Source organism: Saccharopolyspora hattusasensis (genome assembly GCF_050972075.1).
Taxonomy (GTDB): Bacteria; Actinomycetota; Actinomycetes; order Mycobacteriales; family Pseudonocardiaceae; genus Saccharopolyspora; species Saccharopolyspora hattusasensis.
Window position 1 is genome coordinate 7,550,131 of the sequence record NZ_JBPCDC010000001.1, and the last position, 19,264, is coordinate 7,569,394.

A 19,264-nucleotide genomic window follows, 5' to 3' on the forward strand; every position below is an offset into this window, starting at 1 on the left:
TCGATGCCCTTTCGGGCAACGTTGATCGAATTCGGCCGGATCTGTGCGGTGGACGCAACCCCGGTGGGCGTGGTGCGTCTTTCTTGTTGACAGAGCGGTGAGAAACCGTGGACACGCCAAAGGAAAAGGGGAGCACGATGCTCAAGCGTCACCGTATGACGACGGCCATCACCGGCATTCTGGGTGGAGCACTGCTGGTCACCGGCTGCGGAGCCGCCGCCGCACTACAGCCCTCGCCGGCGCCCGGGCGTGACGCGGGCAATGCCGGTATGGCCTCGGGCGGGGGCGGCGGGGACATCGGCACGTCGAATTGCTCGGAGGCCGATTTCCTCGCCACCGCGACACCTGTGGAAGGCGAGCCCGGCAGTTTCATCGTGGCGTACGGGAACCGGTCGGACAAGACCTGCACGATCAACGGCGGCGTGCCCAACCTCAAGGGCGTGGACATGAGCAACTCGCCGATCGAGGACCTGCCCGTCGAGGACGTGCGGCTTCCCGACGCGCCCAAGAAATTCACTCTCCAGCCCGGCGAGAGCGCATACGCCGGCATCGGCATGATCCTGACCGACAGCGGCGACCCGGACGCTCATGTCCTCACCGGGTTCCAGTCCTCGCTGCCGGACATGTCCCAGGCCCAGCCGGTCAACGTCCTCGGCGACGACGAGGTGAAGTTCGCCGCGAAGTACCTGCGAGTCAGCTCGCTGGTGCCTACCGCAGACGAACTGCGGAACTAAAACCCATGCGAGTCCCGCAGAATCAACCTCGCCGTGCGATCAGTCGGGCCGTGTCCGCGCAGGTGTCGTGACGGTAGCTGGCGACGGCGACCGTGCACTCCCTGTGGCAGCGCGAGCCCGATGGCTTCAGCGAGGCCTGCCGGGCTTCTGGTGACCAGCGCGACCTGTCCGGCCATGTCGGTCGTTGTCACTCCACCGGCTTCGAACCGGTCCCGGCCTGTCGGAGCCGGTGGTCCAGCGCGGTGTGGCGGCGGCCGGAGCCGACGGTGCGCACCGCCTGCCCGAGGGCCTTTTTCGAACCGACGAGGACCACGACCTTCTTGGCCCGGGTGACCGCCGTGTAGAGCAGGTTGCGCTGCAGCATCATCCAGGCGCTTGTGGTCAAGGGGATCACCACGCACGGGTATTCGCTTCCCTGCGAACGATGGATGGTCACCGCGTAGGCGTGCACCAGTTCGTCGAGTTCTGTGAAGTCGTAGTCGATGTCCTCGTCCTCGTCGGTTCGCACGGTCAGGGTCTGTGCTTCGTTGTCGAGCGCGGTCACGACGCCCTGCGTGCCGTTGAACACGCCGTTGGTGCCCTTGTCGTAGTTGTTGCGGATCTGCGTGACCTTGTCGCCGACGCGGAAGATCCGTCCGCCGAACCGCCGCTCTGGCAGGCCCTCCCTGGCCGGGGTGATCGCTTCCTGCAACAGCTGGTTCAGCGCGCCTGCACCTGCGGGGCCTCGATGCATCGGGGCGAGCACCTGCACGTCGGTGCGCGGGTTGAACCGGAACTTCCGCGGAATCCGGCGGGCGACGACGTCGACGGTGCGCTCGGCGGTCGGTTCGGATTCCTCTACGTGGAACAGGAAGAAGTCGGTCAGTCCGTGTGTCAGCGGATAGTCCCCGGCGTTGATTCGGTGCGCGTTGGTCACCACCCCGGACTCGGCGGCCTGCCGGAACACCTCGTTGAGCCGCACGTGTGGAATCGGGGTGCCAGGGACGAGCAGATCGCGCAGTACCTCACCGGCTCCGACCGACGGGAGCTGGTCGACGTCGCCGACCATCAGCAGGTGCGCGCCGGGCGGGATCGCCTTGGCAAGTTTGTTGGCTAGCAGCAGGTCGAGCATGGAGGCCTCGTCGACCACGACGAGGTCGGCGTCCAGCGGGTTGTCCCGGTCGTAGGCGGCGTCCCCGCCCGGCTGGAGCTGGAGCAGCCGGTGCACGGTTGCCGCCTCGTGTCCGGTGAGCTCGGTCAGCCGCTTCGCCGCTCGTCCCGTCGGCGCGGCGAGGATCACCTTGGCCTGTTTCGCCTGAGCCAGTGCGATGATCGACCGCACGGTGAAGCTCTTGCCGCAGCCTGGGCCTCCGGTGAGCACGGCGACCTTCTCGGTCAGGGCCAGCTTGACGGCGCGCTCCTGCGCCTCGGCGAGTTCGGCGCCTGTAGTGCGGCGCAACCAGTCGAGGGCCTTGTGCCAGTCGACTCCGGCGAAGGCGGGCATCCGGTCCGCGCCGGTGTTCAGCAGCCGGGACAGCTGGTTGGCCAGGGCGACTTCGGCGCGGTGGAAGGGCACGAGGTAGATCGCGACGGTCGGCACCTCATCGTCATCGGTGGGGATCTCCTCGCGGACCACACCTTCCTCGGCGACGAGTTCGGCGAGGCATTCGATCACCAGACCGGTATCGACGGCGAGGATCTTCACCGCCTCGGCGATCAGCTCGGTCTCCGGCAGGTAGCAGTTGCCGTCGCCGGTGGACTCCGAGAGCGTGAACTGAAGGCCCGCCTTGACCCGCTCCGGGGAGTCGTGCGGGATTCCGACCGCTTTGGCGATGGTGTCGGCGGTCTTGAAACCGATTCCCCACACGTCGCCTGCCAGCCGGTAAGGCTCCTCCTTGACGGTCCGGATCGCGTCGTCGTGGTACTGCTTGTAGATCTTCACTGCCAGCGAGGTCGAGACACCGACACCTTGCAGGAAGATCATCACCTCCTTGATCGCCTTCTGCTCCTCCCACGCGTCGGCGATCAGCTTCGTCCGCTTCGGGCCGAGCTTGGGGACCTCGATCAGCCGCGCGGGGTCCTGCTCGATGACGTCGAGCGCGGCGACGCCGAAGTGGTCGACGATCTTCTCGGCAAGCTTTGGGCCGATGCCCTTGATCAGGCCCGACCCCAGGTAGCGGCGGATACCTTGCACGGTCGCAGGTAGCACGGTTGTGTAGTCGTCGACGTGGAATTGCCGCCCGTACTGTGGGTGCGACCCCCACCGGCCGCGCATGCGCAACGCCTCGCCGGGCTGCGCGCCCAGCAGCGCGCCGACGACCGTCACCAGGTCACCGCCGCGGCCGGTGTCGATCCGCGCGACGGTGTAGCCGCTGTCCTCGTTGGCGAACGTGATCCGCTCCAGCGTGCCCTCCAGCACCGCGGTCCACGTCGCCGAGTCCCGTCCCTTGTCCACCGACAACACGTATCACGAACGGCTGTCAAGCAATCCGGCGGTCACCACATGCAACGGCACCTCCCGACGCCTCGGGCTCCGGCTGATCCGCTCAACAGGACGAACGTGCTGAGCTGGATCCAGGACATCGGTGGTTCTCCTTCGGTTGGGCGAGGGGTGTCAATTTCGCGAGAAATTGGCGTTCACCCGGGTGACGGTCAATTTCTCGCGAAATTGCGCCGCCCTCGGTTCGTGGGAAGCTTGCCGAAGGACGGTACGTTTCTTCGGTGGACCCGGCATTCTGGCCGGTGGCGTAGCGCGGGTACCGCGGCGTGCCGGCGAAGGTGTCGATTGGCTCGGACGGCCGGACCAGGATCGCCGACGTCGTGATTGGCGCGAGCGTCGGCGATGCCCGGTACTACCTGGAGCGCCCGCGAATGGACAACGAATTCCACGGGCTCGGCGCGTTACTGATCACGAACGTAGAACTGAGATCGTCACGGTGAAGGTGCCGTCGTGCGGCACGGTGAGGATGTGCATCCGGCGGCCGGGGTAGGTGATCGAAGCGGGCCTGATCGCGGGCTGCCGCGGCTGTGCCCAGTCGAATCGCAGCACCACCCGGCCGCGGGTGAGCGTCAGCCCTCGCGCGTCGAGTGCGACGGTGTCGGAGTCCCTCACCACCAACGGGATCTGCTCGGTTGCCGGTGCGTTCGCCCGCACCGACCTGGTGATCCGGTCGGGATGCGCGGTCACGTCGGTGACGACCGAGCCGCTCGCGGTGCGGAAGCGGAACCGGTACGGCTCGCCGCCCAGGAACTCCGCCTGCTGCGGTCCGTTCGCGTCCGTCACCTGACCTGGGAAGACCGTCGCCCAGCAGGCGTGGTCGTTGTTGTTCATCGACTGGACGACCGTGCCCGCCACCGGGTGCCACAGGAACGTCAGGCCGGTGCGGGCCAGCGAGGTCGCGCGCCTTGTGCCGAAGTAGCCGCCGAGGTAGAACTGCGGCCTGCGCAGGAACAGGAAGTTCTGCCCCTGGTCGCTGCGGATCTCGGTGAAGTTCGCCCGGAGGTATGGAAGTTTCGCGATCGCGGCCGCGCGCTGGGCGCGGGTCGGATAGCGCTCGCCGTAGATCGCGTGGGTGAGGATGCGCGGTGAGGTGTCCTGTTTGACGAGTGCGGGCACCGGTGCCGGGTCCGCCGCCCAGGCCGCCCGTGCGGCGGCGAGGTCTTCGCGGCTGGACAGGAACGCGGACAAGTTCGGCACCACTGGCACGAACTGGTTGTTCAGCGCGGTACGTTCCGGGTCCGGCCGCACGTCGGCGTAGAACCGCGACGAGGTGCGGGAGTTCGGGCCGACGTTGGCGAACCAGCCGGAGCCGTCGGGTTCGCGCAGCAGGTTGTAGCTGAGCCAGTCGGTGTACTTGCGCGTCATCGTGACGAGGTTGGCGTCGTTGGACTGGCGCCACGCGTCGGCCATCTCCGGCAGCATCACCTCGAAGTTGTAGTTGGTGTCCGCGCCGGTCAACTCGTAGAAGAAGCCCGCAGGACTCTGCCCGTTCGCGGCAAGGCGCGCGAAGGCCTCGGTCAACCGCCGCCGCAGCGCGGGGTCGGGGTCCTGATTCAGCGCGAGCGAGGCACCGGCGAGCCCGGCGGTAACCTGGTTCGCGTAGTGGATTGTGGGCTGCCAGGCGCTACCGTTGCCCGGGTCGAGGAGCCACGTCATCGCTTTGCGCAGCGCCGAGGTGATCTGCGACTGGCGTTGCGGCAGGACGTTCGCCTCGCGCAGCAGGGCGTTGGTCTTACTCAGGTACCCCAACCCGAAGCCGGTGGCGGCGAGCCCGTGCTCGGTCGGCGAATACTCCGGCCACGAGCCGTCATCGTGCTGCAACCCCAGGTAGTGCCCGAGCCCGGCATCGAGCGCGGCGAGCAGAGCCGCGTTGCCCCGGTACGGGTTCCACGTGCGGGACTTCGTGGCGAACCAGGCGAGCGTGTAGACGTGCTCCTGGACGCGGGCGTTGTACGGCGCCGCCGGGCTGCGCCACCAGCCTCCGGCGAAGAAGCCGCTCGAGTCCATGTCGGCGACCATCGGCGAGACCGCACTGAGGTACGACGCGAAGCGCTGCTCCTCGGGTGCGAACAGGCGCCGGATCGGCGTGGTGGGCGGCGGTGCGGGCAGTGCGAGTGCGCGGGCCGGCAGTGCGGCGAGCAGTCCGAGAGCGGCGGCGCCGGTCATCAGGCTGCGACGGCTGAACGTATTCACGGGCCTACCTCCTTGTGGCCGATAAACCCTCACCCGCTCCGCAGCCGCACGTCAAGAGGATAATTCGAATTATTAGAGGCTTGACGACACGTGGGCCGACGACGCAGAATCCCTGCCAATTCGAATTGGCAAGCGGGGGTGCTCGTGGCCCGACGGCTCACCCAGCAAGACATCGCCAGGATGGCAGGAGTCAGCCAGGCCACGGTGTCGCTGGTGCTCAACAACCGGCAGGACGGCAACGTCCGGATCGCGCCGGCGACCCGTGCGCAGGTGCTGGAGGTGATTCGGAAGACCGGCTACGTCGCGAACCCGATCGCCCGCAGGATGCACGACCGGAACAACCGCATTCTCGGCGTGTTCACCTACGAGGCAGTATTCCCAAGCACCCACGCGAACTTCTACCAGCCGTTCCTCGAAGGCATCGAGGAACAGGCCGAGGAGGTCGGCTGTGACCTGTTGCTGTTCACCAGCGCCAAGGCCGCCGGGGCGCGGCGGCGGATTTTCGGCGACGACAGCCGGGTGCGGCTCGCCGACGGCAGTCTGCTGCTCGGTCGCACGGTCGACCGCGACGACCTGACCCAGCTGCTCGCCGAGGGCATCCCGTACGTCTCCATCGGACGACGCGATGACGCGGGCGGCCCCGTGCCGCATGTCGGCGCCGACTACCGCACCGCGGTGCGAGACCTGGTGGACCGCGCGGTCGCGCTCGGCCACCGCGGGTTCGCGTACGTGGGGCCAGGTGCGGGCGCGGAGTCGTCCGCGGATCGGCTGCAAGGATTCCGCGAAGCCGTTGCGGCACATGGCCTCCAAGGGGTGCATGTGCAGACCGCACGGCTCGACCAGCTGCGCGGAGCGGGCGCCACCGCCGTGCTCACCGAAGAGGTGTCGGACGGGGCCGCGCTCGTGCTCGCCGCACGCGAGCGAGGGCTCTCCGTGCCGGGCGACCTCACCGTGCTCTCACTCGGCGCCGTTACCCGGGCGGCACCGGACGACGTGGCGCTCAGCGGTTTCCGCATCCCCAGGCGCGAGATGGGGTGCCGGGCGGTGCAGGCGCTGACCGAGGTGCTCGAACACGGCACCACACCGCAGGAACTGCTCCCGTGCGAGTTCGTCGAGGGCTCGACGCTGGGCGCACCACGCCTTTGACCAGGAGGAATCGTTGCTTGATCACACCACGGACGTCGTCGTCGTTGGCGGCGGACTCGGCGGTGTCGCCGCCGCGCTTGCGTTGCTGCGCGCGGGCCGCCGGGTCGTGCTCACCGAGGAGTACGACTGGCTCGGCGGCCAGCTGACCAGCCAGGCCGTGCCGCCCGACGAGCACAGCTGGGTGGAGCGCTTCGGCGTCACCGCGAGCTACCGGGCGTTACGCGACGGCATCCGCGACTACTACCGCCGCCACTACCCGCTGACCCCGAGCGCACGGGCGTGGCGGGAGCTCAACCCTGGTGCGGGCAACGTGAGCAGGCTCTGCCACGAGCCCCGCGTCGCCGTCGCGGTGATCGACGAGATGCTGGCGCCGTTCCGCGGCAGTGGCAGGCTGACCGTGCTGCAGCCGTACCGGCCGGTGGCCGCACGCACCGACGGCGACCGGATCGTGGCGGTGGCCGTTGCGCACCGCGACACCGGTGAACAGATCGAGCTCTCCGCACCGTACATCCTGGATGCAACGGAGACGGGTGAGCTGCTTCCGTTGTCCAGCACGGAGTACGTCACCGGTTTCGAGTCCACTCTGGACACCGGCGAGCCGAGTGCGCCCGACGTCGCGCAGCCGGCGAACATGCAGGCGGTGTCGGTATGCTTCGCGGTCGACCACGTCGACGGCGACCACACCATCGACAAACCGGCGCGGTACGACTTCTGGCGCGCGTACCAGCCGGACTTCTGGGGCGACCGGATGCTGTCGTTCCGCTCTCCCAACCCGCGCACGCTGGCCATCTCCGAACGCACCTTCACCCCGAACCCGGACGACGACCCGCTCGCCGTCGTGTCGGACCAGCGGCTCAGCGCCGGTGACAGCAACCTGTGGACGTTCCGGCGCATCGCCGCGCGTCGCAACTTCGTCGAGGGTGCCTACGACAGCGACATCTGCCTGGTGAACTGGCCGATGATCGACTACTTCGAGTCGCCTGTGATCGACGTGCCGGACGCCGACGCGCACATCGCCGCATCGCGGGAGCTCTCACGTTCGGTGCTCTACTGGCTGCAGACCGAGGCACCGCGCCCGGACGGCGGCACCGGCTTCCCCGGCCTCCGCCTGCGCAGCGACGTCACCGGCAGCGCGGACGGTCTCGCGCAGGCGCCGTACATCCGCGAGTCCAGGCGCATCAGGGCCGAGCACACGATCGTCGAACAGGACCTCTCGCTCGCCGTGCGCGGCGACAAGGGCGCGGTGCAGCACGCCGACGCCGTGGGTGTCGGCATGTACCGCATCGACCTGCACCCGTCCACCGGTGGCGACAACTACATCGACGTCGCGAGCTGCCCGTTCGAGATCCCGCTCGGCGCGCTGATCCCGCAACGGGTGGAGAACCTGCTACCCGCGGGCAAGAATATCGGCACCACCCACATCACCAACGGTTCCCACCGGCTGCACCCAGTCGAGTGGAACGTCGGCGAGGTCGCGGGCGCGCTCGCTGCCTTCTGCCTGGCGCACCGAGTCACCCCTCGCGCGGTGCGCAACACCCCCGGCCTGCTCGCGGACTTCCAGCGGTGTCTGGAACGCGACGGGGTCGAGCTCCGCTGGCCGGACGTGTCCGGCTACTGACGCAGGGAGACGAAAATGACAAAGTTGTCACGACGACTCGCGGCACTCATCGTCGCCGGGCTGCTCGCCCTCACCGGCTGCGGTGGCGGATCATCCGCACAGTCCGGACCGAAGTCGCTGCGCATGACCGTGTGGACTGCCAACGCGGCGCATCTCAAGCTGCTCAACGACATCGCCGCCGAGTACAAGGCCTCGCACCCGGACATCGCCGAGATCAAGTTCGACTCGGTGCCCGCCGACGGCTACACCACGACGCTCACCACCCAGATCGCCGGCGGTAACGCGCCGGACCTGGCCTGGATCCTGGAGGAGTCGGCACCGGACTTCGTGGCGTCCGGTGCGCTCGCCCCGGTGCGCGGCAAGATCGAGAAGGCCGACGAGCTCGTGCTGTCCGCGACGAAGCTGTGGGAGAAGGACGGCGAGTTGTACGCCTACCCGTTCTCCACCTCGCCGTTCGGGTTGTTCGTCAACACCGACCTGGTGAAGGACTCCTCGGCGGACTGGACCTGGGACCAGGCGATCGCGGCGGCCTCTGCGTCGGCGGCCGCGTCCGGCAAGGCCGGCCTGGTACTGCCGGACTTCAAGTACCAGAACTGGGCGGTGCTGTCCGCGATCTGGCGCGGCTGGGGAGCTGATGCGTGGAGTGCGGACGGTCGCTCGTGCGGGTTCTCCAGCGGCGAGATGAACGACGCGATGTCGTTCCTGCACAAGGCCATCTTCACCGACAAGGCGATTCCGGGCCCCGGCACGACGGTGGACTTCTTCGCCGGGGACGCGGCGATGGCGATCGGCCAGATCTCCCGGTCCAGTGCGTTGAAGGACGCGAAGTTCGGCTGGACGCTGCTGCCGCTGCCGTCCGGTCCGAAGGGTGACTACGCGGTGATCGGGCAGGCCGGGATCGGTGTGCTGAAGCAGTCGCACAACGTCGAGGCCGCGACGGACTTCCTCGCCTTCCTCACCAACCAGGCCAACTCCGCCAAGCTCGCGCAGTTCTTCCCCCCGGCGCGGTCGTCACTGCTCAACGCGGAGACGCTCGCCAAGAGCAACCCGTTGATCAAGGCCGAGCAACTGCAGTCCGTCGTCGTCGACGGCATCAACAAGGGCGTGGTGAAGCCGAGCCACAAGGGTCAGGAGGAGCTGAACCAGACGATCCGCGCCGCGCTCGACCCGTTGTGGAAGCCGGACGCGAACGTGCAGAGCGTGCTGAACGATGTGTGCACCAAGATCAAGCCGCTGCTGGAGAACAAGTGACGGCGGTCGCACACTCCACGCGGGCCGTAGCTCGCGAGCGGACGTCGTTCTGGACGCAGCGCAGGCGCGACAACCTGGTCGGTTACCTGTTCGTCGCGCCCGCGCTGCTCGGCAGCATCGCGTTCGTGCTGGTGCCGCTGACCTTGGTCGGCTGGTACAGCCTCAACGAGTGGAACGTGCTCGCCGGCACGTTCCACTTCGTCGGCGCGCAGAACTACCAACAGCTGCTCGCCGACGAGAAGCTGCGCGACTCGCTGGTGGCCACCACGTGGTTCGCCGCCGGCCTGGTCGTGCTCAACCTGTCACTGGCGCTGCTGCTCGCCGTGCTGCTCAACCAGAAGCTGCGCGGCACCACGGTCTTCCGTACGTTGTTCTTCTCACCCGTCCTCGTGTCGCTGGTGGCGTGGACGCTGGTGTGGCAGCTGATGCTGCAGCCGGAGGGCAGCGTCAACAGCCTGCTCGGGTTCTTCGGCGCCGACGGGCCGAACTGGCTGCGCGGTGAGTCGACCGCGATGGTCTCGGTGATCGTCGTGCAGGTGATCAAGAACGTCGGCCTGAACATGGTGCTGTTCCTCGCGGCGCTGCAAGGCGTGCCGCAGCCGTTGTATGAGGCGGCGAAGATCGACGGCGCGGGTGCCTGGACCCGGTTCCGCCGCATCACCGTGCCGTTGATCAGCCCGACGATCCTGCTCACGTCGATCATCACCATCGTCGGCTCGCTGCAGGTGTTCGCGCAGATCGCGGTGCTTACGCAGGGCGGTCCGGGCACGTCCACGACCGTGCTGATCTATTACCTGTACCAGCAGGCGTTCCAGTTCCACCACTTCGGCTACGGCGCGACGATCTCGGTGCTGCTGTTCGTCATCGTCGCCGCACTGACCCTGCTGCAGTGGCGGATGCGCCGGAAGTGGGTGCTGCATGAGGCCTAGGGTCAAGATCGCGCTGTACGGGCTGCTGTGCCTGCTGTGCGTGCCGTTCGTGTTCCCAACCTGGTGGATGATCACCTCGTCGATGAAGCCGATCAGCGAGATCTTCTCCACCTCGCCGCTGCCGTCGGAGTGGACGTTTTCCACGTACCGGCAGGTGTTCGAGATGCAGCCTTTCGGGCAGCAGTACTGGAACAGCCTTTACATCGCGGTGATCGTCACGGTGGGCACGATGGCGGTGGCGGCGATGGCCGGGTACGCGTTCGCGCGTATCCGGTTCCCCGGCCAGAACGTGCTGTTCGTGGTCGTGCTGATCGGCCTGCTCATCCCGAGCGAGGTCACCATCGTGCCGCTGTTCCAGATGTTCCAGTCGCTGGGCCTGACCAACACGCACTGGCCGCTGATCATCGTGCCGATCCTCGGGGCGCCCTGTGTGCTGGCGATCTTCATCATGCGCCAGTTCTTCATCGCCCTGCCGGCGGAGCTGGAGGAGGCCGCGCGGATGGACGGCCTCGGACGAGCGGGCATCTTCTACCGGGTGGCGCTGCCGCTGTCCCGGCCCGCGCTGGGCGCCGTCGCGATCTTCACGTTCCTGCATTCGTGGAACCTCTACCTGGAGCCGATCGTCTACCTGTCCACACCGGATATGTACACGCTGCCGCAAGCGCTCACGCAGTTCGTCGACATCTACGGCGGTCCGATGTGGAACGTGCAGCTCGCCGCCGCGACCATGACTGCGGTGCCGATTCTCGTCGTGTTCGTGCTGGCGCAGCGGCAGTTCATCGAGGGACTCGCGCACACCGGCGTGAAGGGGTGAGTCCCTCGATCGACCCGGAGATCGCCGCGCTGGTAGACCTCGCCAGACCACCGGTGACGCCAGCGGGAATCGACGCGGTCCGGGCGGCAGGACGCGTCGCGGAGAAAGCCCGTGAGTGTTTTTGGGTGCCATAGCACCCAAAAACACTCACGGCCGCCTGCGCATTCAACGTGTACGGGCTGTAATGGTCCGCCCACACCCAAGAAGTCAGCTTGCACCTTGAGGCAACATTCACGGGTCGCGCATGCCCTATCGCCTCGGGTGACCTGGTCACGACTGATGTCGCTGCATAGATTTTCGGCACGGCGTCGAATTTCCCCGTTGCTCGGCGTCACCTCTGTCTCGATGCGAATGGAGCACGATGATGAAGATGCGAAAGCTGGCCACGGCCGCCCTGCTCACGCTGGGGTTCGCCGGCGGTATCGCCGCTACCCAGGGTGTGGCGTCCGCCGCCTCGTTCGTCCCGGGCGGGGTTTACTCGTCGCAGTACTCCTGCAATAAGGCGGGCAACGCGGGCTTAGCGCAGCGCCGCTGGGTCGGCTGGTACTGCCAGGACCTGCACAACCACGGCCGGTACCAGCTGTGGGTGCAGCCGACCTACTGATCCAGTGCGTGGTGCGGGGGTGCGTCCGTTGTGGACGCGCCCCCGTTTTCGTTGCGGTTTCCAGGCTGAGAGCTCCGGTTCCTTCGCGAGGAAGAGACTTTGCTACCTGGCGAAACACTACTGTGTTGCGGTGAACCGGTCATGCCCGTACTGCGAGCACGATTCGGTTGTCGATTCCTCTGGCGAAACGATCAGGCGGCTGGGCGTGCGTCTCGAATCCCTTGCTGCGCAGCTTGTTCAACACGGAACCGAGGGCTTGCTCGCTCTCGTGCACCTCCATCACCACCCGCTTGATGCGCGGCCAGTCGTCGTCCGCGATGCCGTCCAGGGCTGTCGCTTCGCCGCCCTCGATATCGATCTTCAGGAGCTCGATGTCGTCGTGCCGGGCCGCCGATTCGCGCAGGATCTGCGAGAGAGGTCGCACCGGCACGGACACCGCCTCGTAGCTGTACACCTGTTCCGCTACCGCCGGGGTGGCGTAGGTGGCGATCGTCTCCCTGTCCTTGAGCTTCACGTCCAGGTACGCCGTGGAATTTCCCGGCATCGCGGGGAAGAAGTAGAACTGGGCCGTGCCGGCCCGGTCGGCGAGCCCTTCCGCGTGGACGGTGACGTCGGTGAGGCCGTGCAGGCGGATGTTCGCGCGCAACGCCGCCACGGTTTGCGGCATGGGCTCGATGGCGATTACGGAGACCTGCGGGAAGCGCTGCTTGACGAACAGGGTGAACAGTCCGATGTTGGCTCCCGCGTCGACGATCAGCCCTGTCGGTTCGATTGGTTCCAATGCACGCAGGTAGCTGTTGCGGCCGAAAATCTCGTCGTAGATCAGCTTTGCCTCGGAGAGCACCGGGTTTCCGGTTGCCGGGGTGTAGCATTCGAGATCCTCGGCGACCGCGACGAGGTTCAATCTGGTCATGGCATCCCCACTGACGTTTGGCGTTCGGTGTCCTGCGGCGACCGCCCTTGCTGGCGTCATGTGGCCGGCGAGGCGCGCCCGGCCCGGGGTGTCTGCCGGGACAGGAAGTTCTCGAGAGTTTCGGCGCCGGCCTTCGCCGCGTTGGTGCGGAGCAATTCCGCTCGCCATTGCGCCAGGTTCGCCTGGATGGTGGGGTCCGCGGTTACTTCGTCGACGGCCGTGCGCAGCTCCTCCACGGTCACGGACTCGGTGTCCACGGTCCGGCCCAGCCCCAGCTCCGCCGCCCTCCTGCCGTTGAGCGCCTGCTCGGGGGTCTGCGGCAGCGACACCAGCGGCACCCCGTGCAGGAGCGATTCCATGGTGGACCCCATGCCGGTGTGGGACACGAACACCGAGGCGTGCCGGAGCACCTCGAGTTGCGGAACGTGTTGGTGGACCTCGAAGTTGGCGGGAACCGCGTCCGGCCGCGCGCGACCGGTGGCCATGACGACGTGCCAGCGGCTGTCGGCGAAGGCATCGGCGCAGACGCCGAGCAGATCGGGGCGGTCGTTGAAGACCGTGCCCAGGGCGACGAGCAACACCGGTGAGTCCTTGGGTGGTTCCCAGGCCCCGGGCCGCGCCCGTCTGGGCAGCGCCGGTCCGAGGAAATGGAACTCGGGGCCGAACGTGTCCCCGGCGATCTGGAAGCGTCGTGGGAGGAAAACCAGATTCAGCGGGGCACGCGCATCGGTTGGTCGAAGCGTGCCGGGGTGGATGCCGTGTTCGGCGCTGAACCTGGCTAGCGTGCGGCCGACCTCGAACATCCGGGGATCCGCCGGGTTGAAGTCGGCGGGCCACATGATCGACTGCAGCGAGAACTGCTCGTTGCCGACCATGTTCGGTGCCAGCCCGCATCCTGGCACGCCGAGCTTCGCCGCCAACGCACGACCGGCCAATCCCATGACGTCGAAGCACACGCAATCGGGGCGGTCGGCCCGGAATGGCTCCAGCAGGTCTGCGAAGGTCGTGGTCAGTTCCGCGGCGCCGTGGGCCATCATCGCGATCAGGTTGTCCGTGGTGTAGTTGCGGCCCGCCATGCCGCTCAGCTCCACGCTCCACGGCATTTCCACCACGTCGGCGCCCGCGCGCGCGACTGCGGCCGCCTGCTCCGCACCGGTCGCGTACGTGACGCGGTGACCGCGTGCCACCAGTTCCTCCACCAACGGCAGCGTCGGGTTGACGTGGCCGTGCGCGGCCAGTGAGACGAAGGCGAAGTGCTTGGTCATCGTCCTCCCAGATGCGCCGTGCGCGCTACACCTACCCGCCTCGCACGTTGTCGATCCCAGTGCCGGCTGGATGTCCGCGTCAGCCGATGGCTGCACCGATCCTACGCGGCGAGGACCTGGTCGTGTCGCCGTTGCGCGAAGTCCACGGCGAAAACCCGCCAGCTGCGGAGAGAACTTGGACGCGACGGAGCCCGCTTGGTTCAATGCGGTCAACACCACGGTGATCGGAAGCGGGAGAGCGAGCGCATGTCGGAGCACGTGGGAACCGCGGAGTGGCACGGGGTCCAGGTCTACTTCTACGAGGAGGACAAGGACGACCTGATCTTGAACTGTGTCCGGCCGTTGTTCGGCCGGCTCGCTCCGTTCGCCGAGCGGATGTTCTACACCCGGCACTGGTTACGCGGCCCGCACCTGCGCCTGAGTTTCCTCGCGTCCGGGGGCGACTTCACGAACGTGATCCACCCCGAGACCGAGCGGACGGTCGCCCGGTACCTCACCGAGAATCCGTCGACCGCCGAGATCGACGAGGAGGAGCTGCTCGCAGTCCACCGTGCGGTGGCTGAACAGGAGCAGCAGCCAGGGCCGTTCGTGCCCTTCCACCCGGACAACTCCGTGCAGCTGGCCCCCTACGACCGGCGCATCCCGGTGCTCGGCAGTGCGGCAGCCGCGGAGCTGCTCGAGGGCTTCTACCATGAGACCAACGCCCAGGCCTTCGCCGCGCTCGACGACGTTCGTTCGGGCAGGAGCCGGCTCACCACCGCATTCGACCTCATGGTGGCCACTGCACATGCGATGTGGCCCGGCATCAACCGCGGATTCATCTCCTTTCGCTCGCACGCCGAAGGTTTCATCGCGCGAGCCGGGGACCCGCGGCGGCGCCGTGCGTTCTGCGACGAGAAGTACCGCGCCCAAAAAGCCGGCCTGAGGCGGCGGCTGGTCGCCGTCCTCGCCGTCCTCGACGCACTCGACGGGCTCGACGGACTTGACGGGCTCGACGGGCTCGACGGCGGTGGCGAGGTGCCGTTGGTCCGCGAATGGGTTGCGGTGCTCGGCCGCTACCGGGCGCGGGCGCGACCGTTGATCGCCTCCGGCGAGGTGTCGTTCGTCGCCGCGGAGCAGGGGTATGCGCAGCAGAGCTGGGATCCGCAGATGCTGGCCCACAGCACGTTCCACAGCCTGCTGCAGGGCGAAGGCGGGCGGATGGCCCGTTTGCAGCGGGACCCCGACTTTCTCGCTTTTCGTTTCGCGCTGAACTACCTGTACCTCCACCTCAACCGGATCGGTGTCCGGCCGGTCGAGCGGTTCGTCCTGTGCCACCTCATCGCCAACACGGTGGAGGACCACTACGGCATATCGGCCCACGATTTCGTGGCGTCGTGAGCCTGGCGTTCGGCGTTCGCTGGCTGGGCTAGGCTTGCCGTTCGTGGACAACGGTGACGTCGTGTCCGTGCCGGTCTTCCGCCCGGACCTGGTCGGTGTGCTGTGCAGTCCCAGTTCGCCCGGCCCGCATCCGGCCGTGCTCGTGGTCGGCGGTTCGGAGGGTGCGATACCGGAGTGCGCGGCAAAGCGCTTGGCGCAGGAAGGCTTCGCCGCGTTGGCGGTGGCTTTCTTCGGGGTCGGGTCGCTACCGCGGGACCTCGTCGAGATCCCGCTGGAGTACTTCGCCGGCGCGCTGGACTGGCTCGCCCAGCGGCCGGAAGCCGACCCCGGGCGGCTCACCGTGGTTGGTCGCTCGCGAGGCGGCGAGCTGGCGCTGCTGCTCGCCGCCGCCTATCCGGAGCGGATCAAGGGAGTCGTTGCCTACGTGCCGAGCAGTGTGGTGTGGCAGGCGGTTCCGTCGGACCCGCGCGCCATGCTTGGGGCGCCGCGTTCGTCGTGGAGCCGAGATGGCGTACCTGTCCCGTTCGTCGCCATGCCGCCGCCCACCGCGGCCGACGCGGCGCAGTTCCGGGGTTACCTGAGCGGGGAGCCGGTGGCCTTCCGCCCGGCGTTTGAACGCGCCATGACGCAGTGGGACGCGGTGGTCGACGCGACCATCGAGGTGGAGCGGATCAACGGCCCCGTGCTGGTGCTCAGCGGCGGGCAGGACCAGCTCTGGCCGTCGGAGCTGTTCGCCGAGCGGATCGTCGAGAGGTTGGTCGCGCACGGCCACCGCTTTCCGCACGAGCATCTGCGCTATCCCGGCGCCGGACATCGGCTCGGCGTCCCCGGCGCCGTGCTCCGGCCGCGTCGCGCCGGTTTCGACCGACTGTTGATGGGCGGCACTCCGGAGTCCGATGAGGACGCCAGCCGGGACAGCTGGCCCCAGGTCCTCGACTTCATCGCGCGGGCCGGAGCGTCCTGAGAGCCTGCTGGTGAATGGTCTGGGTGGGTGGTCGCTTAGCGGAACCTGAGAGAGGTTCCCTGGACTGCGGGTGCCTCTCCTGATGTATGTCCAATACGCGGCGATGATTTCGCCTCCGCGCACCGTTGTCCGGCGGCGCTGCCGGTCAGCGAAACTGTTCGGGCAACGCGCTGCCCGGCGATTCGGTTGTCCGCCCGCGTTCACCGCACCGGATTTTCTCAGATGTTTCTCAGCTTAGGACGTGCCGTCGTCAATTTCGGCCGATGGCTCGTTTCAGAAGCGAGGAGTCACCCCGCTGCTGCTCCATTCGGCCGAAAACGTAAGTAAAGGGTGCGTCTGGCAAGTGGACTAGTGATGTTTCACGACGGTCAGTCGCAGCGCTGCGCGAGTCCGATGAGGCCTCGAAATGTCGGCGAAATTAACTCGTGATCGGCGCTCGCGTGCTTAAAATGGCGCTGTCGGCGTCGGGATCCTGGGTACCACGTTGACAATTCAATTATCCGATGAGAGCGATTTGGGGACCGATATGGAAGATCTCAAGCTCGATCTCGAGAGCCTCGAGGTGGAGAGCCTCAGTTTCGGCGGTGACGCCGATCGCGACCTGCAGTCCCTGGGCATGGGCCACGGGATGACCGAGGTCGGGTCGTCCGCGGGGTGCTGCTGCTGCACCTGCAGCTGCTGTTGCTGCCCCTGCGGATGAGTTGACTCCACGCGCGGAAGTCGCGGAGTCCGGCATGCTGAACTCCGTCGCTTAGGCGAGTTCTGCTCGTCAACCGCCTAGACGGGAGCGGGGTTCCGGGACGTGTTTCGCCGGCGCTTGTTGCCCGGAACCCCGTGCCTCCTCGCGCGTCCCCCTACTTTCGTCGACCGCGTGATCCTTTGGATGGAGCAAGTGAAGCCGAAGCTCAAGAACGACACGCTCTACCTTCCGTCGGCCGAGGGGATCTACTTCGTGAGCAATCACGGAACCCTGACGCTGGAGGGCAAGCACATCTACCAGTGGGTCGACAAACTGGCTCCGTTCCTGACCGGTGCGCACACGCTCGACGAGATCACCGCCGGCCTTTCCGGGGATCGCCGCCGAATGGTCACCGCGTTGATCAGCGGCCTGGTGGAGAAGGGATTCGTCAAGGACGTCGGGGATGACCGCGAACACGGGTTGGACGAACGGGAACTCGCCGCCTACGAGTCGGAGATCGCGTTCGTCGATTACTACCGCGATTCGGCCGCGTACCGCTTCCAGCGGTTCCGCGAGCGCAAGGTGCTGCTGATCGGCGCCGGCCAGACGGCGGCGGCACTCGCCCAGGCCTGCTTGCACGCCGGGGTGCGTGATGTGCGGCTGGTGATCACCGACGAAGCCGCGACCGACCGGTCGCGCATCGAGGAGTACGTCGGACGAGCCCGCGACCGAGACCCGCGGCAGTCGCTGGTCGAGGTGGTGGACGTGGCGCTGGACGACTCGCTGGAGGCGGTGCGGAAGGCAGTCGAATCCTTCGACGTGGTCATCCACGTGTCGGACAAGCCGATGCTCGGCCGCGCCCGACTGCTGAACCAGGTCTGCGTCGACCGGGGAGTGCTGTTCATCCAGGCCGTCGTGGTCGAGGGAGGCGCCTGGATCGGCCCGCTCGTCAACCCGGTCGGCGTCGACGCGTGCTGGGAATGCTCCTGGCTGCGCGTGCTGGGCAGGAACCCCGTAGCCGGTGAGCCCTTCGCGGACCGTCCCGATGCCGTTCCCAGCGAGTTCCTGGCCGGGCCGACCGCGGCGATCGTGGCCAACCACCTCGCCTTCGAGGTGTTCAAGCACATCACGGAAGCCGGCCCGGTCGAGACGGCAGGTGCCGTGGTGGGTCTGGATCTGGAAACTCTGCAGAGCGCCGGCCACCCGGTGTCCCCGCACCCGCTCTGCACCGCGCACGGTACTTCCGCACCACCCACCGAGCAGGACTTCCTGGCGGTCGTCAACGCCCTCGCTGCGGGGCCGGAGCTCTCCGGCGAGGACTTCTCGCGGGCCGCTGCCGAATGCTTCGAAGAGGACACCGGCCTGCTCGGCCGCCTCGACGAAGGCGACTTCGGGCAACTCCCGCTGAAGGTGTCCAGGGCGGAATTCTCCAACGCGCTGCTGCGCCCTGACTTCGACCAGGAGGCGGCCGCGGCGGTCGCGGTGGCCACCGATTTCACCGAGGCCCGCGAGCGCGCCACTCGCCGGGCCTGCGAGCTCTATGCCGCCAGCGTCGTCGACTACCGCAGGTTGCGAGGTTCCGGCGCGGGCGATGCGCGCACCTGGGGGCTGGACCTGGCGTCGGGCGCCGCCGTCTCGGTGGTCGCCGCCAATGCGTTCCCCGGACTTCGAGCAGCGGTGCCCACGGCCGCGGACGCACCCGGCCTGGCATCCGGTTTTACCTGGTCCGAGGCGGTTGGTCGCGGGCTGCTCGCGCTGACCAACCAGCTGACCGCCGCAGAACTGGAGCACGCCCGTGACCCCTTCCCTCGCGTGGGCCAGAACGCACTCCCGCAAACCGCGATCGCGCAGCGCTACCTGACGATGCTGGAGATCCTCGGCATCGACGTCGAGGTCTACGACATCACCGGCACGCTCGCGGTGCCGACGTTGGTGTCCTGCATGGGAATGGACACGGTTGGCTGCGCGTCCGGATTCGACGAGGCGCGGCTGCTCGAAGAAATCCTCGAGCAAGCGCTACGCCACCACCAAGCGCACGCGGAGAAGTGGCCCGGCAACGCCATGCCGGAACCCCTTCCGCAACTGCCGAAGGAGCTGCGCGGACCCGAGCGCACCCGGCGGAGCACGGCGGTCGGCGAACCTGCTCCACGGCAGTGGCCGGAGATCCGGGCACTGCTGCTGAGCCGATTGCAGGATGCCGGCCACCGGCCGGTCATCGTGCCGCTCGATCACGATCCCGTGATGAACCTGGTGCTGCCCTACATCGTCAACGTCGTGCGCGGAGAAGAGAACTAG

14 protein-coding genes are annotated in these 19,264 nt (G+C 67.5%); 10 read left to right on the top strand and 4 right to left on the bottom strand.

Annotated elements, in window-relative coordinates; all coding sequences use genetic code 11:
• The first annotated feature begins 137 nt into the window (after positions 1–137).
• Entirely contained in the window at positions 138–734 is a 597-nt protein-coding gene (locus ACRXBZ_RS35900; protein ID WP_433882856.1) for a DUF4232 domain-containing protein, read from the top strand.
• Between the two features lie 187 nt (positions 735–921).
• Here ACRXBZ_RS35900 and recD2 read toward each other — a convergent pair whose 3' ends face one another.
• Together recD2 and ACRXBZ_RS35910 are read right to left on the bottom strand one after the other, a co-directional pair.
• On the bottom strand, positions 922–3,168 hold the full coding sequence (recD2, locus tag ACRXBZ_RS35905) for an SF1B family DNA helicase RecD2 (protein WP_433882857.1): 2,247 nt from the start codon (positions 3,166–3,168) through the stop codon (positions 922–924).
• Positions 3,169–3,621: 453 nt separating this feature from the next.
• Positions 3,622–5,406 carry a hypothetical protein gene (locus ACRXBZ_RS35910; protein ID WP_433882858.1) on the bottom strand — a complete coding sequence of 595 codons (1,785 nt, stop codon included), beginning with the start codon at positions 5,404–5,406 and terminating at the stop codon, positions 3,622–3,624.
• A gap of 144 nt (positions 5,407–5,550) precedes the next feature.
• Here ACRXBZ_RS35910 and ACRXBZ_RS35915 point away from each other — a divergent pair, with 144 nt between their 5' ends.
• The 6 genes from ACRXBZ_RS35915 to ACRXBZ_RS35940 all read left to right on the top strand — a co-directional run bounded on the left by ACRXBZ_RS35915 (position 5,551) and on the right by ACRXBZ_RS35940 (position 11,768).
• Positions 5,551–6,552 (top strand): LacI family DNA-binding transcriptional regulator, encoded by a 1,002-nt coding sequence (locus ACRXBZ_RS35915; RefSeq protein ID WP_433882859.1) that lies wholly within the window; start codon positions 5,551–5,553, stop codon positions 6,550–6,552.
• A gap of 13 nt (positions 6,553–6,565) precedes the next feature.
• Complete coding sequence (locus tag ACRXBZ_RS35920) at positions 6,566–8,170, top strand: FAD-dependent oxidoreductase (protein ID WP_433882860.1); 1,605 nt, start codon at positions 6,566–6,568, stop codon at positions 8,168–8,170.
• 15 nt (positions 8,171–8,185) lie between these two features.
• Complete coding sequence (locus ACRXBZ_RS35925; protein ID WP_433882861.1) at positions 8,186–9,421, top strand: ABC transporter substrate-binding protein; 1,236 nt, start codon at positions 8,186–8,188, stop codon at positions 9,419–9,421.
• Positions 9,418–10,350 (top strand): carbohydrate ABC transporter permease, encoded by a 933-nt coding sequence (locus tag ACRXBZ_RS35930; RefSeq protein ID WP_433882862.1) that lies wholly within the window; start codon positions 9,418–9,420, stop codon positions 10,348–10,350. Before ACRXBZ_RS35925 ends, ACRXBZ_RS35930 begins: the two co-directional genes overlap by 4 nt.
• Positions 10,340–11,164 carry a carbohydrate ABC transporter permease gene (locus ACRXBZ_RS35935; RefSeq protein WP_433882863.1) on the top strand — a complete coding sequence of 275 codons (825 nt, stop codon included), beginning with the start codon at positions 10,340–10,342 and terminating at the stop codon, positions 11,162–11,164. Before ACRXBZ_RS35930 ends, ACRXBZ_RS35935 begins: the two co-directional genes overlap by 11 nt.
• 364 nt (positions 11,165–11,528) lie before the next feature.
• Positions 11,529–11,768, top strand: coding sequence for a hypothetical protein (locus ACRXBZ_RS35940; protein ID WP_433882864.1), 240 nt, complete (start codon positions 11,529–11,531; stop codon positions 11,766–11,768).
• A 139-nt stretch (positions 11,769–11,907) separates the two neighbouring features.
• Here the strand turns inward: ACRXBZ_RS35940 and ACRXBZ_RS35945 are convergent, their stop codons facing one another.
• The gene (locus tag ACRXBZ_RS35945) at positions 11,908–12,681 is read right to left on the bottom strand and encodes an FkbM family methyltransferase (protein WP_433882865.1); all 774 of its coding nucleotides are present in this window, start codon (positions 12,679–12,681) and stop codon (positions 11,908–11,910) included.
• A 56-nt stretch (positions 12,682–12,737) separates the two neighbouring features.
• The gene (locus ACRXBZ_RS35950) at positions 12,738–13,946 is read right to left on the bottom strand and encodes a macrolide family glycosyltransferase (RefSeq protein WP_433882866.1); all 1,209 of its coding nucleotides are present in this window, start codon (positions 13,944–13,946) and stop codon (positions 12,738–12,740) included.
• A 246-nt stretch (positions 13,947–14,192) separates the two neighbouring features.
• Here ACRXBZ_RS35950 and ACRXBZ_RS35955 point away from each other — a divergent pair, with 246 nt between their 5' ends.
• The 3 genes from ACRXBZ_RS35955 to ACRXBZ_RS35965 all read left to right on the top strand — a co-directional run bounded on the left by ACRXBZ_RS35955 (position 14,193) and on the right by ACRXBZ_RS35965 (position 19,264).
• The gene (locus ACRXBZ_RS35955) at positions 14,193–15,326 is read left to right on the top strand and encodes a thiopeptide maturation pyridine synthase (protein WP_433882867.1); all 1,134 of its coding nucleotides are present in this window, start codon (positions 14,193–14,195) and stop codon (positions 15,324–15,326) included.
• Between the two features lie 61 nt (positions 15,327–15,387).
• On the top strand, positions 15,388–16,290 hold the full coding sequence (locus ACRXBZ_RS35960; RefSeq protein WP_433882868.1) for an alpha/beta fold hydrolase: 903 nt from the start codon (positions 15,388–15,390) through the stop codon (positions 16,288–16,290).
• An 892-nt stretch (positions 16,291–17,182) separates the two neighbouring features.
• Positions 17,183–19,264, top strand: coding sequence for a TOMM precursor leader peptide-binding protein (locus ACRXBZ_RS35965; protein WP_433882869.1), 2,082 nt, complete (start codon positions 17,183–17,185; stop codon positions 19,262–19,264).